Below are 14400 nucleotides of genomic sequence, written 5' to 3' on the forward strand. Positions count from 1 at the left end.
TATTTATTTACCTCCTGCTAAACGGATACGTGGATCAATTACACCGTATAAAATATCTACTACGAAAATTACGATTAATAATAATGCACTATAGAAAATAGTTGTACCCATAATTAATGAATAGTCATTTGTTTGGATTGAGTTAACGAATTGAGAACCTAGTCCAGGTACAGCAAACATATTTTCAATAACTAATGTACCAGTCATTAAGTTTACCGCCATTGGGCCTAAAATTGTAATTACTGGGATTAATGCATTTCGCAGGGCATGTTTAATAATTACGCCTACTTGAGAAATACCTTTTGCTTTTGCTGTTACGATATATTCTGAGTTCATAACTTCGATTAACTCTGTTCTTGAGAATCGAGCTACAGTTGCTGTAACGAATACTGACAATGCAATTGTCGGTAGAATCGTGTATTTAAAGCTTTCCCAATATGCTACTGGGAACCAATGTAATTTTACTGCTAAGTAATATTGTAATATTGCCCCGAATACGAAGGACGGTATCGATATACCTAAAACTGCTAGAACAGTAGAACCATAGTCATATATTGTATTATTTTTTAATGCTGCTACAATACCGAAGATTAATCCGATAAATGTTCCTAATAATAGTGCTTGTGCACCTAATTGAGCTGATGGACCAATACGAGTTTTAATCATATCAGTTACTTTACGATTATCGTATCTATATGAAACTCCTAAATCTCCTTTAGCTAAATTCTCCATGTATTTTGCATATTGTACAGGAACTGGTTTATCTAACCCAAATTTAGCGAAGATAATTTGTTTTTGATCTGGTGTTAATTTCTCTGGGTTTTTTAATGGAGAACCTGGTAACAACTTCATTAAGAAAAATGTAACAGTACAAATTAAAAATAGTGTGACAAACATGTAAATAAATCTCTGTAGCACGTAACGTCCCACAACTGCACCCCCTTATTAATTTAAAAAATATTTTATTTTTTTTATTTTTTGATAATTCTTTTGTAAAAATGAGAGCATTTGGATCTTTCCACATACTCTTTAGTACGAAATATAAGACTGTAATTTTTTCGATCGATTTTACTTCTTGTCCATATTATTCTCAAATATGGGCTAATTCATTTAATCCATTTTTTTCATTGGATGTAAAATGGTGTAAATTTTTGCTTAAGCTTTTTTTCCCAATAATGTAAGCGTATTCGTAATGACGCTTTTGGTCAATATTTTTTTACTGGAAAATTCTAAATTATTATTCTAAACTGATTATTTCTAACAATTTCTCCCTTTATAAATTGAATTGGGATCCTTATAAAAAATAGCTTATTTAGATATTTATTCATAAATTCAGTAAAAAAATGAATGCATATTTCGAATTATAAATTGCATTTTTAGTATAACAAATTTATTTATCGTAACATATCTCACAATCCATGATGTATACCCCCTAGGATGCTAATGCAATGTAGGTAAAATGCAGAAAGTTAATATACAATTCTGACTTTTTATAGTAGAATTTTCGATAAGTATCGATTATTTTCTACAAATTTTATTATACATTTTTATAAGAGTTTTACAACAATTTTGACAAATAAAATTAAATAATTTGTTTAAATAAAGAGAATTCTCTTAAAAATGTTTACAATTTAATATAAATTTTGTAAAGATTAGTTGAAAGTGATTACATTGTTATTATAGTATAGCATTATTAAGTCTACAATATATAATTCTTTCCAATAGGAGGATCACTAATCAAATGTCGAAACACTATATTATTAGCTTATTATCAGCAATCGTACTAGCAGCAATCTTTTCTATTACCCAAGGAACTTTGAACTTTTTTCTTCACTTCACGAACGCTATATTCTATATTGGTCTAACATTATTTGTTTTTGGTGCGTTCTTATTAATCGTGCAAAGTGGATTTTTTAATATCACTCGGTTTGGAATGCGTAAAGTATTCGGTACGAAAGACAAACAGATGGCAGAAATGACTGGTGATGAATCACTTACTGTTAAAAAGGATATGATCTACAGAAGATATAATTTTTCAGTTACAAAACCATTACTTATGGCTTCAATCACATTAGTTATCCTATCTTTTTTATTTAGTTTTATCATTATTTATTAAATGATGTATCAACATCTTGAAAGTTGAATATAATTAAGATATTATCTATAGAAAGTATATATAAGCTATGATGAAGAGTAGTACACAGATTTAGCATGTGAAGAGAGCTTGTGGATGGTGAAAACAAGTCATGCTCCCTGTCGAATGGACTTCTGAGCTTCGAACCGAACATTTAGTATAAGTAGGCTTCGACGTAACTCAAACGATAGATGAGGGCATGATTTCATGCATGAGTGATTCCTTATTTGGAATAACTAGAGTGGTACCGCGGTTTAATCGTCTCTATGTAATAGAGAGATTATGCCGCTTTTTTTATTTTATTTTTAGCTTTAATTAGGAGGACTTTAAGATGCAAACTATTTTTAGTGGAATTCAACCAACATCATCTGGAGGTATTACTTTAGGTAACTATTTAGGTGCCGTTAAACAATTTATTGAATTACAAAATGATTATAACTGTTATTTCTGTATTGTTGATCAACATGCAATTACAGTACCGCAAGACAGATTGGCATTACGTAAAAACATTCAAAGTCTATCTGCAATCTATGTTGCCGCTGGATTAGATCCAGAAAAATCAACTATTTTTATCCAATCAGAAGTTCCTGCACACGCACAAGCAGGATGGATGATGCAATGTGTATCATATATAGGTGAATTAGAGCGTATGACACAGTTTAAAGACAAATCTTCTGGTAAAGATGGTGTATCCGCTGCTTTATTAACGTATCCACCTTTAATGGCTGCAGATATACTTTTATACGGTACTCATTTAGTTCCAGTTGGTGATGACCAAAAGCAACATTTAGAGCTTACTCGTGACTTAGCAGAGCGTTTTAATAAGAAATATAATGATATCTTTACGATTCCTGAAGTGAGAATTAGTAAAGACGCAGCTAGAATTATGAGTTTAGCTGATCCAACTAAAAAAATGAGTAAATCTGATGAAAATCAAAAAGCTACAATTTTTGTTTTAGATGAACCTAAAGTAATCGAAAAGAAAATTAAAAGTGCTGTAACTGATTCTGAAGGCATTGTTAAGTATGATAAAGAAAATAAGCCTGGTATCTCAAATTTATTAAGCATTTACTCAGCATTTACTGGTGAAACAATTCAAGAATTAGAAAATAAATATGCTGGTAAAAATTATGGAGAATTCAAACAAGATGTTGCAGATGTAGTAGTAAACGGCTTACGTCCATTACAGGAACGATATAAAGAAATAATTACATCGACTGAATTAGATGATATTTTAGATGCCGGAGCTGCAAAAGCAAATGCCGTTGCAAATAAAATGATTAAAAAAATGGAAAATGCTATGGGATTAGGTCGCAAGAGAAAAAAATAATACTGGTTTTAAAAATTAAACTAATTAAATGGTGTCTTATAAGTTAAAGAACTTTAGCACAAAAAAACCCACAAGGAACTTTTTCTCCTTGTGGGTCTTCTTCGTTTTGAGACCCTTTAAAATAGGCCTCTTTTAATTTACTTTTTGTTCGTGTTCCATTTCCCAAAGTTTTTCAAAGAAAGGTTGACCTTTAACGATTCTTCCACATAATTGCTCATGTCGCTCTGACCAACCACTCTTTATTTCGTCATATAATTGGGACCAAATATCCTCAAATGACAAATCCTGAATTTGTTGATACGATCTTGGATTCCACTCAGTGTACCAATACCTGATCTCCGAAGGATTTTTTGATGAATGGAGCTGATCTAACGCCATAAATAATAACTGCTTTAGTTGTCTTTCTTTTCTTGTTAGTCCGCTCATAATAATTGGCGACGGTGACAGTATATGATGTTCTTTTGTTTCATCATTTACTAAATTTTGAAGATTATAGTGACTTTCTTCAATCTCGGCTGTCATATCATACACCATTTGTTCTTGTCTTGGTATTAGACGACTTTTTCGAATTGGAATATTATACCCAATTGTGTCAACCGCAATAATACCATTACCGTCAGTTACTACAAAGCAATAATCTAGTTGAATACGCTCATGATTCTTTCTTACATAAGACTTTTGGAAAACTTCAGTTAATAGACCGGAAGGAAGCTCTAATAGTTCATTTTCAATATACTGATATAACTCTGGAGTAACTTTAATGACTGGAACTTGGTCTAATAATTCAACACTATCATCTTTTCTCCATTCAAAAAAATGACAGACATTGTAACCATTTTCTTCACCTTCAAACCAATTGACCCATACATCATGTAAATACAACATTTACTACCCCTCACTTCACAACTGTATGTAACTTTCAGTATGGTCAGTGATTCACTAATTTATTCCATTTTCCACTGAATTACAAAAAGTGTTTAATAAACTGAAAGAAAAATCATCAATAAATCATTAAAATCTCATAAATTAAAGCTTAAATTGAAATATAATTTATTGCATTCTCCTTAATCTTTTTACTTGGCGTTCGTAAAAGGACATCAGTTGACCATTCTGTCTGCTCTGTACAACTTTTAACAATGTCATATCCAACACTGTAACCTAATAATTTTGGAATTCCGTTCCCACCATACAAGTATTTTGAAAAATTATCATCATTACTTGTTATTTCAAGTTTATCAGTTAAATATTTTTTATAAAATAATTCACATTGCTTGGAAGAATACTGATTTGTCCATGGCGCCTGAACTGCTTCTCCATACTTTTCTAAAACTGCAGTTTCGGCTAACCCTTCTAAAATCATTGCATCTAGTAATGTGACTTTTTTGTTTTTATATAACTTAGTCAATCTTACAATATGATGATACTCATGTAATAATACTGCTTTATGTTGTAAAATTCCTTCTAAAGGGGACAAAAATAAACAAATACAATTTTTATGTGCGATTCCACCCCTTTGGTAAGTCGTGTTTTTAAACATACTTCTCGTTCTATGACAAGGTAAAATAAATATAGGAAGGTCAGGTCCATTAAATTCTTTTTTTAGCTTCTCAAACTCATCAGAAAGACTTTTCCATATATTTTTTTTAACTAGTTGCTTCAGATCATCTTTACTATCAATTGACAGCCTTGATAAACCGTGGGAAAGAAGATATTTATATAAACTCACTTCATTATATTTCGGAAAATATGGTAAAAGTTTTTTTATTACCACTTGATTATCTTCAATAAAATCAACCCATTTATAAGTTGGCATTATCCCAAGTTAATCACCTCAATTTATATAAAGTATGAAAATTAACTTGTGAAAGTTACTTTTTTTCTAATAAAAAAAAGCTTAGGTAAAGACCTAAGCTCTTGTGTCCAAAATTTGTATAATTGAATTTAAACTTATTTAGAAAATTCTTTAAATGCTAAAGTTACATTATGTCCGCCAAATCCTAATGAATTAGAAATTGCTGCTTTTACATTAAATGGTCTAGCAACATTTGGTACATAATCTAAATCGCATTCGCTATCTGTTTCTTGGTGATTAATCGTTGGAGCAATTACTTTATTATGGATTGTTAATGCAGTAATAATCGCTTCAATACCACCTGCTGCTCCTAGCATATGACCAGTCATAGATTTTGTTGAACTAATTGGTACATTATATGCATGTTCTCCAAATACTTCTTTAATTGCCATTGTCTCAAATTTATCGTTTAACTCAGTACTTGTCCCATGCGCATTAATGTAATGGATATCTTCAACTGATAAACCAGCATCATCAAGTGCCATTCTCATTGCACGTGCGCCACCTTCTCCACCTGGAGCTGGAGCTGTAATATGGTGTGCATCACCAGTTGTTCCATATCCAACGATTTCAGCATAAATCTTCGCTCCACGAGCTAATGCGTGATCTAATTCCTCAAGGAACACGATACCAGCACCTTCACCAATGATAAAGCCATCACGAGCATTGTCAAATGGACGACATGCTTTCTCTGGGTCTGGATTTAATGATAAAGCTCTAGCAGCACAGAAACCAGCAAGACCCATATCAGTAATCGGTGCTTCTGCACCACCAGTAATCATAGCAACTGCATCGCCACGTTGAATAATTTTGAAAGCATCACCAATCGAACTTGCACCAGAAGCACAAGCTGTAACTGTACAACCATTTGGACCTTTAGCACCCGTTAGAATAGATACTTGTCCAGATGCCATATCAGGGATTAGCATTGGAATAAAGAATGGGCTTACTCGACGTGCACCTTTTGTTTGGAAAGTATTAAACTGTTCTTCATATGTTTCCATACCACCGATACCAGAACCGATCCAAACACCAACTTTTGGAGCATTTTCTTCATTGATTGTAAAGTTTGCATCTTCTAGAGCCATTTTTGAAGCTGCGATTGCATAGTGAGTAAAACGGTCCATGCGTTTTACTTCTTTTTTATCAATATATTTTTCAGGATCAAAGTCTTTTACTTCTCCCGCAACTTTAACAGGGAAATTATCAGGATTTTTTCGAGTTAGAACACCAATCCCACTCTTTCCATTCATTAAACTTTCCCATACTGTATTAATATCATTACCAATAGGTGATACTGCACCTAATCCTGTGATAACAACTCGTTTTTTCATTTCAAAAAATCTCCCTTCAATTAGATTATCTTCCGAATCGAAGTGCAATTGCACCCCAAGTTAATCCGCCGCCAAATCCAACTAATACTAATACATCGTCTTCCTTAATATTACCTTTTTTATACTCTTCAACTAATGCAATCGGAATTGAAGATGAAGAAGTATTGCCATGACGATCTATAATTACACTCATTTTTTCCTTAGGAAGCTGTAATCTTTCTCTTGCTGCTTCCATAATACGAGTATTCGCTTGGTGTGGAATTAAGAAATCCACTTCTTCTTTTGTTAATCCAGCTAATTTTAATACACTTTCACAAGAATCTCCCATTTGACGAACTGCAAATTTAAAGACTTCTCGGCCATTCATTACTAAGTGGTCTCCACCTTTATATAGATGTTTTCCACCTGTACCGTCCGCGCCTAGTTCATAAGAAAGAATACCTCTTCCTTCACTTACTGGACCGATAACTGCAGCACCTGCACCATCACCAAATAAAACTGCCGTATTTCGATCTTCCCAGTTAACAATTTTCGTTAACTTTTCAGCTCCAATTACTAGTATTTTACTGTAAGTACCAGTATTAACAAATTGAGTTGCTGTAACAACTCCATAAATAAATCCAGCACAAGCAGCACTAATATCCATTGCAGCAGCATTTTTAGCTCCAAGTCTTTCTTGAATTACACATGCAACTGATGGAAATGACATATCTGGTGTAACAGTTCCAACTAAAATTAAGTCAAGTTCTTCTGCTTTTACATTTGCATCTTTTAAAGCTTCTACCGCAGCTTCATATGCTAAATGAGAAGTGTCTTGTTCGTCACTAGCAATTCTTCTTTCCTTAATTCCAGTACGACTAACAATCCACTCATCTGAAGTATCCATCATTTGTTCTAAATCATAATTGGTTAATTTTTTTTCGGGTACGTATGAGCCAATACCTAAAATTCCAGCATTCATTAATATCCCCGCCTTACTTTTAAATTTTAATTTTTATATCTTCTTATTATTACCTGGTACTAATTTTATGAAATAATAAGTACTTTGTCTACATTTTTATCTTTTAATATCTAGACTATAAAAAAGATTATACATTTCTTAAAAGAATACCACTCAATTGAACAAACTTCAAAACCAAAGCAAATTTTCAAACGTATTGTATTCTACTACAAAAAAGGGAATAGTTCAAAACGAACTATTCCCTTTCACGCTGTTGTACTAAATAATTAAAATTCATCTCCTAAATTAAAAATTAATTAGTCTTAATTAAGAAGAAGCCGCTCATCTTATGACTGATTTATTTTTCAACATAAAAAAGGAAATAATTCAAAACGAACAATTTCCTTTTATCTTTTTCTTACTCATGTACCTTATATTAGTAAAGATGAAAATGCTGTTGAATTTGCAGTTTTTGCTTTTGTATACCGTCCTCAATTGAAGTTGTATTAATAATAACAAAAGGAGTTGCATCTATAAAATTTCTATTTTGTGCAAACTTTATTCCTTCGATCATATTTTGTAATCCAGTGAAATTCCCATGCTCTGGTAAGTACATACATTGTTTAGCCGTAATGATATATTTATGTTCTTTTAATTCCTTCTCTGAAATTATTCTAATCGCTTTACCTACATCTTCTACAAATAGAATTTCATTAGAACCATATACATTTTTAATGGATACATTTCTCTTTCCTAAGTCTTGAACAATCAATTCATGTACTAAGCCTGCGGATGGCTCCCAAGGTCCATATAAAGATGGAATTTCAATATAAGTAATATTGCAATCTATATTTTTACTTAATTCATTAACAGTTCTTTCTAAATCTGCTAATTCTTTTTTTGTAGATAATAAAAAGATAATATCCTTACTTTTAGCAATGATCTTGTTAAATAGTTTTTCTGTAAATTCAATATTATTAATTGTGCCTTTTAACTTTAGTTCGTCGTAAAAATGACAAATAAAAATAGTATCATATTGCTCATTCTCTAATAAAAATTGCTCTTCATCCAAAAAGATGACCCTTGCATTTCTTCCAATTGAGAAGATTTTTTCTTCACTAATTAAATCACTTTCATTTCCTTTTTCCATTACAACCGCTGAGACATCATTATATTCCATTAGTTGACAGACTAACTCATATCCTATAAATCCACTGGATCCTAGAACCGCACACTTTTTCATTATTAACCTCCTTCTTCTAAGGAATTAATTCAAAAAAAATATAGAGACTATAAAACATCTTGATATTTTTTTAAAAACCTTATTAAGTTTTTTCCACAATCAAATTTTTTCTCTTCTAAGGAGATCAAAATCGAAATCGGTAAATTATTTTTATGTCGCTCTTCTTCTAAAAGTCTAATATCGCTTTTCCATTTATAATGATTTCTTGTTGTTGTGTAAATTTTAATTGGTGAAATTGTTTCATAGAAAAAACATTCTCTATCTATAACCATATATATATCCGACGCTTTATATGCCTTCAAAATTTCATGAACGGTTCTCTTATAGAACAGTTTATTTTCTCTTTCTAAATCTAATTCATTTTTTATATTTAACGAAGGATTTAATAATGAAATACTTCTGACTTTTCCCTTTAAGAGGCCAAGTAATTTACAAACGACTAATGCACCAGTACCTTCCCCAATTATATGAATTGATGGATTCAAAATTTCTTTTCTCATAACTGAATGATATAAGCTTTCTGCTAAATCGACAGCGTCATCTGAACCCCAGTTTTTTCCATATAAATTTGAAGTGAATACTGTGTACCCTTCATCTGTTAAAGTCGATAATAGTTTTCTTTTATCAAAATGCTGCAATAAGCAACTATGATCATTATCTACGTAATGCGTATTCCCACCGACATAGAGTACTCCGAAGCCATTCGGTCTAATAGGTAGATGAATAACTGCATATTGATCCTCTTGTTTAAAAAATCTCTCAGTTACAGGCATTCTTATCACCTTATTATTAATGTAGTATTTTTGGGAATTATAAAATAGGTATAAAAAATTCTTAAGTTACTTTTTTTAATTAAAACTTTTTAATTATAACTTCAATTATCAAATTTCTAGGTATATAATATGATAAGAACTAACTAGATAGGAGTGATTAGAGTGCGTTTTATTATGACATTGTTCTGGAGCTTTGTTTTATGCCAAATGGGAGCTTACGTTTTAAGTTCAATGACTGGCGGAGAATATAATTTCACAACTGCTTCAATAATGGCTGTAGTATTATCTTTAGCTATTTCAGTTCTTAGCGAATCAATAATTCCTAATGAACCTGTTGCAAAACACCACTAAAATCTATATATAACATATGTTGTAGCACCCAAAAACGTTCAACTTGGTACATACATATGTCAGCAATTATGGATTTAGATAATTTATAAAATACTAAAATTTTGATTAATACATTCAATATTTTGTAGATTGTAAACGCATAAAAAAGCGCCCTCGATCAAATAATCGAAAGCGCTTTTTTTATATTTTTAGGATATTTCTTCTATGAACCCATTCTTCATGAGTTCATTATACTTTCTAAGTTTCCAATCAATTATTTAAATTTGGATTTATATGTCCATTTTCTGTTATGGTTTTGTGTATCTGGAAAAACTTCTCCAGCCTGAAGTTTAATTTGTTTTGGGCGAGTTACGTTGCTTCCTGTTTCGCCGATTTCCACATATACCCCATTATTTGGTGCTTTGTCGCCTGGTCGAAATTGATGTGCTTGACCCATAATCCATTCCTCCTTCTATTTAGGTTCTTATTGTTCCTCTAAAATTAAAGTTTTTTCTTTTAAAAAGATGGTATCATTAGTAATTATTGGCTTTTTACCCAATAATAATTTTTCTTAAAAAGATTAACATTAAAAAATAAAAGGTGATGAATATGAAAACAAAACACTTAATTGCACTAGATTTAGACGGCACCTTATTAACGGATGAAAAAACAATATCCGAACGTACTTTAAAAGTGATCTATGAGTTAAAGAACCAAGGTCACGAAGTATGCATTTCAACCGGTAGACCTTTTAGAGCTAGTAAAATGTATTATGATCAATTAAAACTTACAACTCCAATTGTAAACTTTAATGGTGCTTATGTTCATCACCCCCTAGATGATTCATGGGGAGTTTATCACGAATCATTACCTTTAGAAGTAGCAAAAGAGGTAATTAGTTCCTGTAGAGAGTATGAATTGAAAAATATGTATGCTGAAATAATGGACGATGTATATGCGGATAAACACCAAGAAGAGATAATCCCACTTTTCCACTACTTAAAAGAAGATATAATCCATGGAGATTTAGTTAAAAATCTTACTCAAGCTCCAACATGTCTTCTAATTGATAGTGAAGAGTCTCATGTTGCCAGTATTCGTGAGCACCTATCAAATGTTCACGCTGAAGTAATTGATCACCGTCGCTGGGCAGCACCTCATCATATAATCGAAATTGTTAAAGCAGGTATGAATAAGGCAATTGGACTACAAAAAGTAGCCTCTTTCTATAATATTCCTCGAAAAAACATTATAGCTTTTGGGGACGAGGACAATGATTTGGAAATGATTGAATATGCGGGTCATGGTGTAGCAATGGAAAATGCAATTCATCAATTAAAGAATATTGCTAACCATACAACATTATCTAATCAAGAAGATGGAATCGCGATTTTCTTGGAAGATTTTTTCAACTTAAAATTATAACGAATGCACAATTTCTTTGTCATTAATTTCAAACAAAACTAATAATAACCACTTATAACAATTTGCAATTTGTGCATTCTATTAAGGACTTCACCAAAAGGATTATCCACTTTTTGATATTGATCAATTATTATTGGAAATACTTAAGAAGTCAAAAAAAGCTTTCCTATTTAGGAGGGAATCATAATGGGCAAAGGTAATAAGTCTAAGCGCTTTATTCAACAAAGTTCTGATTCTGTTACAAAGTACTCTGAAAAATTCCCTTATCACTTTACATTAGCTGAAGCAGAAGAGCGAAAAGCTAATAATAGACAAAGCTTTAATGCTTAATAAAAGCATTAAAAACAAAAACAACCATCGGAGTAATCCTTTGGTTGTTTTTTATTTACGAACAATCAGTTTATACGTTAGTTCACTGAAGGAGATTCTAGTAAGAGAATGTTTGGGTAACCGGTTTAATTTCTCCATTAAGATCCTTCTCATTAACCTTTGATGCAACGATATTTGCAGTTACTTCATAATTCCCATGTGGAAGACTCTTATCAACAAAATTAACTTGCTCTTCCCAAACTTGTGCTTTGCCTTCAGGAATCGTAACATTTGTAATGACTTGTGCATATGCCATCTCTCTAGATGATTGATAAACTACTTGTCCACTCTCATCTTTAATTATAAAATCAACTGTTTGTGATGAAGAAAATGTAAAATTTGCAGGGATTTTATTATCATTGCGTAATGAATATTTCATCGTTACAACCCCATTGGCTGCTGTAACATCAAGGTTTGGTGTAAGCTTCTCAACGTCTATATCATTGCTTTGCACTACAGTTTGTTTTGTATTTTTAGTCGGCTTTATTTCCTTTTCACTATTTGCACCACAACCAGAGAGAAGTAGTGAACAAGCTAGCAAGAGAATTGATCTCTTTTTCAAAGTATCCCCACCTTTATCGTATGCTTTACTAAATTATACCAAATAACTAGAAAATTACTTTAATAATTCAGTGAAATATTAGTGATGGTAGTAGCTCACATAAATGAAGTTCATTAGAAATAAATGTATAATCTAAAAATTATAAGAAAAATTAATTAAGTATTTATATAATCATTAAAATTGAATAATAAATCTTATCAAAATACATATAAGAAAGGAGAATTACGATGACGCACACCATTTTCCATTCGTTCTTACTTATTTTAAGTGGCATTTTACTGTTAAGAATAGCAGGAAGAAAATCTATTTCGCAAATGACATTACCACAAACGATTGTTATGATTTCGATTGGTACGATTATCGTTACGCCAATTATTGAAAAAGGTTTAAGTAAAACATTAATTGCAGCTTCAGTTTTTGTGTTAACCCTAATTGTATTAGAATATTTGCAGATGAAATCGAATACTCTTGAAAAATTTTTTACGGGAAAATCAAAAATTGTAGTAGAAAATGGGAAGTTGAATATTAAAAATTTAAAAAAGTTACGATTAACTGTTGATCAATTGGAAATGCGTATTCGAAATGAAGGAATTAATAAATTTGATGACATTAAGTTTGCAACAATTGAACCAAATGGCTTATTAGGATTCGAATTAGTCGAAGATGCAAAACCATTAACGATCAGAGAGTTTAAAACACTAATGGAATCGTACGGTTTTAAACTTAATAATAATTTAAGCGAGAATACTCGAAGTTCAATTTTTAATGAATTGAAAGGAAAACAAAAACCCGAAGATCATAATTTGAAATAGTTCTTTCCAATCCATTTCTTCTTTTTTATAACCCATTACCTTCCTTAAAAAACAAGCAAATAATAAAAAAAGACTAGCAATTTTAACTTTTTGCTAGTCATTATCTATTTAAATCTTTCTAAATTCCCCTAATACATCAACGGTTTGTACTACATTCGTAAAAGCTTTCGGATCTACTCTTTTTATAATTCTTTCTAAATCGTATAATTCATAACGAGATAATACGATCATTAGGATATCTTTATCTTGCTTAGTAAATGCTCCAGTTGCATTCATTTGCGTAATTCCTCGTACAAGTTTCGCGTGAATTTCTTCTCTAAGCTCTTCACCCTTTGTAGTGACAATCATTGCCGTTAGTTTAACATGACTCGTATGAACACTATCGATAACTCGAGTAGTAACATATAAATTGATTAGAGTATAAAGAGCTTTTTCCATTCCATAAAGCTGGCCAGCTGTAATGATAATAATAGCATTAAACAAAAAGAAATATGTTCCAACCGGTTTGCCTTTTGATTTTGAAAGAACTAAGGCGATTATATCTAATCCACCTGTAGATCCACCAAATTTTAATGTCATTCCAATACCGATCGCAGCAATTAAACCACCAAAAACTGCATTAAGAAGAATATCATCAGAAAAAATTGGTTTTACAGGTAAGATTTCCAAAAATAATGTCATTATCCCTACACTAAAAAAACTAAAATACGTAAAGGAACGACCCACTTTTTTCCATGCTAAGACGATAACAGGAATATTTAATAACGCTAATAGAATTCCCGTCGTTGCTGTAAACGGCGTGTAGTCAGTAATAATATTTGAAAGCAATTGCGCTAGACCTGCAAAACCACTTGAATAAACATTAGCAGGGATTAAAAAACAATTCATTGCAAACGCATTTAAGAAACCACCGATCATTACTACAACCAGCTTAAATAAAAGCTCTTTATTTCTTTCCACCAACTTTGCTTCCTCCTCAAAAAAAATAAAACTTCTCTCTATATTAAAAAGTTGTCTCTGTAAAGAACATCATATTTGAAAACGAACACTCATACATAATTAAGTTGATATAGGTAAACCTAACATTATCATTTCTTATAAAGGAGCTTATATATGCCTACTAGTGATAATGACAAAAAAGCAAAAGATAATAACGCTATAAGAGAAAAGAAAAATGCACAAGAAACAAAAAATGCACAAGCTGGTAAGAAATCTTTTTCTAAAAGTGTCGATCATCTTTAATATTTTTCAACGTTTTAATCTACTCAAAAACATAAGAATTTCTTCATCTAATAG

At 31.4% G+C, this 14400-nt stretch carries 17 protein-coding genes and 1 other annotated feature; of the genes, 7 read left to right on the forward strand and 10 right to left on the reverse strand.

Going from position 1 to position 14400, the window contains the following annotated elements:
* Positions 1-3: 3 nt before the first annotated feature.
* Entirely contained in the window at positions 4-930 is a 927-nt protein-coding gene (gene opp3b, locus B6K90_RS07245) for an oligopeptide ABC transporter permease (RefSeq protein WP_139840697.1), read from the reverse strand.
* An 811-nt stretch (positions 931-1741) separates the two neighbouring features.
* On the opposite strand from opp3b, the gene B6K90_RS07250 reads away from it, so the two are divergent.
* Positions 1742-2116 carry a DUF3899 domain-containing protein gene (locus B6K90_RS07250; protein WP_088012076.1) on the forward strand — a complete coding sequence of 125 codons (375 nt, stop codon included), beginning with the start codon at positions 1742-1744 and terminating at the stop codon, positions 2114-2116.
* Positions 2117-2174: 58 nt separating this feature from the next.
* Positions 2175-2403: a binding site (T-box leader), on the forward strand.
* Positions 2404-2465: 62 nt separating this feature from the next.
* Complete coding sequence (gene trpS / locus B6K90_RS07255; RefSeq protein WP_088012077.1) at positions 2466-3464, forward strand: tryptophan--tRNA ligase; 999 nt, start codon at positions 2466-2468, stop codon at positions 3462-3464.
* A gap of 132 nt (positions 3465-3596) precedes the next feature.
* Here trpS and B6K90_RS07260 read toward each other — a convergent pair whose 3' ends face one another.
* The 6 genes from B6K90_RS07260 to B6K90_RS07285 form a co-directional block, all read right to left on the reverse strand.
* The gene (locus B6K90_RS07260; RefSeq protein ID WP_088012078.1) at positions 3597-4349 is read right to left on the reverse strand and encodes a YjbA family protein; all 753 of its coding nucleotides are present in this window, start codon (positions 4347-4349) and stop codon (positions 3597-3599) included.
* A 148-nt stretch (positions 4350-4497) separates the two neighbouring features.
* Positions 4498-5277 carry a DUF2268 domain-containing protein gene (locus tag B6K90_RS07265; protein WP_088012079.1) on the reverse strand — a complete coding sequence of 260 codons (780 nt, stop codon included), beginning with the start codon at positions 5275-5277 and terminating at the stop codon, positions 4498-4500.
* A gap of 134 nt (positions 5278-5411) precedes the next feature.
* A complete protein-coding gene (gene fabF, locus B6K90_RS07270) occupies positions 5412-6650 on the reverse strand; it encodes a beta-ketoacyl-ACP synthase II (RefSeq protein ID WP_088012080.1) in 1239 nt (412 codons plus the stop codon).
* Positions 6651-6675: 25 nt separating this feature from the next.
* Positions 6676-7611: a beta-ketoacyl-ACP synthase III gene (locus B6K90_RS07275; RefSeq protein WP_088012081.1), complete on the reverse strand. Its 936-nt coding sequence runs from the start codon at positions 7609-7611 to the stop codon at positions 6676-6678.
* A 415-nt stretch (positions 7612-8026) separates the two neighbouring features.
* Positions 8027-8833, reverse strand: a complete 807-nt coding sequence (locus B6K90_RS07280; RefSeq protein WP_088012082.1) for a hypothetical protein — start codon at positions 8831-8833, stop codon at positions 8027-8029.
* A 47-nt stretch (positions 8834-8880) separates the two neighbouring features.
* Entirely contained in the window at positions 8881-9606 is a 726-nt protein-coding gene (locus B6K90_RS07285; RefSeq protein ID WP_088012083.1) for an alpha/beta fold hydrolase, read from the reverse strand.
* Between the two features lie 162 nt (positions 9607-9768).
* Here B6K90_RS07285 and B6K90_RS07290 point away from each other — a divergent pair, with 162 nt between their 5' ends.
* Positions 9769-9957, forward strand: a complete 189-nt coding sequence (locus B6K90_RS07290) for a YjzD family protein (RefSeq protein ID WP_088012084.1) — start codon at positions 9769-9771, stop codon at positions 9955-9957.
* Between the two features lie 253 nt (positions 9958-10210).
* Here the strand turns inward: B6K90_RS07290 and B6K90_RS07295 are convergent, their stop codons facing one another.
* Complete coding sequence (locus B6K90_RS07295) at positions 10211-10393, reverse strand: YjzC family protein (RefSeq protein WP_056473610.1); 183 nt, start codon at positions 10391-10393, stop codon at positions 10211-10213.
* 152 nt (positions 10394-10545) lie between these two features.
* Between B6K90_RS07295 and B6K90_RS07300 the strand changes: the two genes are divergently transcribed.
* The gene (locus B6K90_RS07300) at positions 10546-11361 is read left to right on the forward strand and encodes a Cof-type HAD-IIB family hydrolase (protein ID WP_088012085.1); all 816 of its coding nucleotides are present in this window, start codon (positions 10546-10548) and stop codon (positions 11359-11361) included.
* A gap of 186 nt (positions 11362-11547) precedes the next feature.
* The gene (locus B6K90_RS23645; RefSeq protein ID WP_165347023.1) at positions 11548-11691 is read left to right on the forward strand and encodes a hypothetical protein; all 144 of its coding nucleotides are present in this window, start codon (positions 11548-11550) and stop codon (positions 11689-11691) included.
* A 97-nt stretch (positions 11692-11788) separates the two neighbouring features.
* Here the strand turns inward: B6K90_RS23645 and B6K90_RS07305 are convergent, their stop codons facing one another.
* Positions 11789-12292: a BsuPI-related putative proteinase inhibitor gene (locus tag B6K90_RS07305; RefSeq protein WP_088012086.1), complete on the reverse strand. Its 504-nt coding sequence runs from the start codon at positions 12290-12292 to the stop codon at positions 11789-11791.
* 227 nt (positions 12293-12519) lie between these two features.
* On the opposite strand from B6K90_RS07305, the gene B6K90_RS07310 reads away from it, so the two are divergent.
* A complete protein-coding gene (locus tag B6K90_RS07310) occupies positions 12520-13104 on the forward strand; it encodes a DUF421 domain-containing protein (RefSeq protein ID WP_088012087.1) in 585 nt (194 codons plus the stop codon).
* Between the two features lie 108 nt (positions 13105-13212).
* Here the strand turns inward: B6K90_RS07310 and B6K90_RS07315 are convergent, their stop codons facing one another.
* Entirely contained in the window at positions 13213-14022 is an 810-nt protein-coding gene (locus B6K90_RS07315; protein WP_088012324.1) for a YitT family protein, read from the reverse strand.
* A gap of 195 nt (positions 14023-14217) precedes the next feature.
* On the opposite strand from B6K90_RS07315, the gene B6K90_RS07320 reads away from it, so the two are divergent.
* Positions 14218-14346: a DUF3941 domain-containing protein gene (locus tag B6K90_RS07320; RefSeq protein ID WP_088012088.1), complete on the forward strand. Its 129-nt coding sequence runs from the start codon at positions 14218-14220 to the stop codon at positions 14344-14346.
* Positions 14347-14400: the final 54 nt, after the last annotated feature.

The organism is Gottfriedia acidiceleris, assembly GCF_002128425.1.
In the GTDB taxonomy this organism is placed as follows: domain Bacteria; phylum Bacillota; class Bacilli; order Bacillales; family Bacillaceae_G; genus Gottfriedia; species Gottfriedia acidiceleris.

Coding starts and splice junctions, on each gene's coding strand:
- B6K90_RS07315 (WP_088012324.1), bottom strand. CDS start 14,022: ATGATCGGTGGTTTCTTAAATGCGTTTGCAATGAATTGTTTTTTAATC.
- B6K90_RS07250 (WP_088012076.1), top strand. CDS start 1,742: ATGTCGAAACACTATATTATTAGCTTATTATCAGCAATCGTACTAGCA.
- B6K90_RS07310 (WP_088012087.1), top strand. CDS start 12,520: ATGACGCACACCATTTTCCATTCGTTCTTACTTATTTTAAGTGGCATT.
- B6K90_RS07260 (WP_088012078.1), bottom strand. CDS start 4,349: ATGTTGTATTTACATGATGTATGGGTCAATTGGTTTGAAGGTGAAGAA.
- B6K90_RS23645 (WP_165347023.1), top strand. CDS start 11,548: ATGGGCAAAGGTAATAAGTCTAAGCGCTTTATTCAACAAAGTTCTGAT.
- B6K90_RS07320 (WP_088012088.1), top strand. CDS start 14,218: ATGCCTACTAGTGATAATGACAAAAAAGCAAAAGATAATAACGCTATA.
- B6K90_RS07275 (WP_088012081.1), bottom strand. CDS start 7,611: ATGAATGCTGGAATTTTAGGTATTGGCTCATACGTACCCGAAAAAAAA.
- B6K90_RS07285 (WP_088012083.1), bottom strand. CDS start 9,606: ATGCCTGTAACTGAGAGATTTTTTAAACAAGAGGATCAATATGCAGTT.
- B6K90_RS07265 (WP_088012079.1), bottom strand. CDS start 5,277: ATGCCAACTTATAAATGGGTTGATTTTATTGAAGATAATCAAGTGGTA.
- fabF (WP_088012080.1), bottom strand. CDS start 6,650: ATGAAAAAACGAGTTGTTATCACAGGATTAGGTGCAGTATCACCTATT.
- B6K90_RS07300 (WP_088012085.1), top strand. CDS start 10,546: ATGAAAACAAAACACTTAATTGCACTAGATTTAGACGGCACCTTATTA.
- B6K90_RS07280 (WP_088012082.1), bottom strand. CDS start 8,833: ATGAAAAAGTGTGCGGTTCTAGGATCCAGTGGATTTATAGGATATGAG.
- B6K90_RS07295 (WP_056473610.1), bottom strand. CDS start 10,393: ATGGGTCAAGCACATCAATTTCGACCAGGCGACAAAGCACCAAATAAT.
- trpS (WP_088012077.1), top strand. CDS start 2,466: ATGCAAACTATTTTTAGTGGAATTCAACCAACATCATCTGGAGGTATT.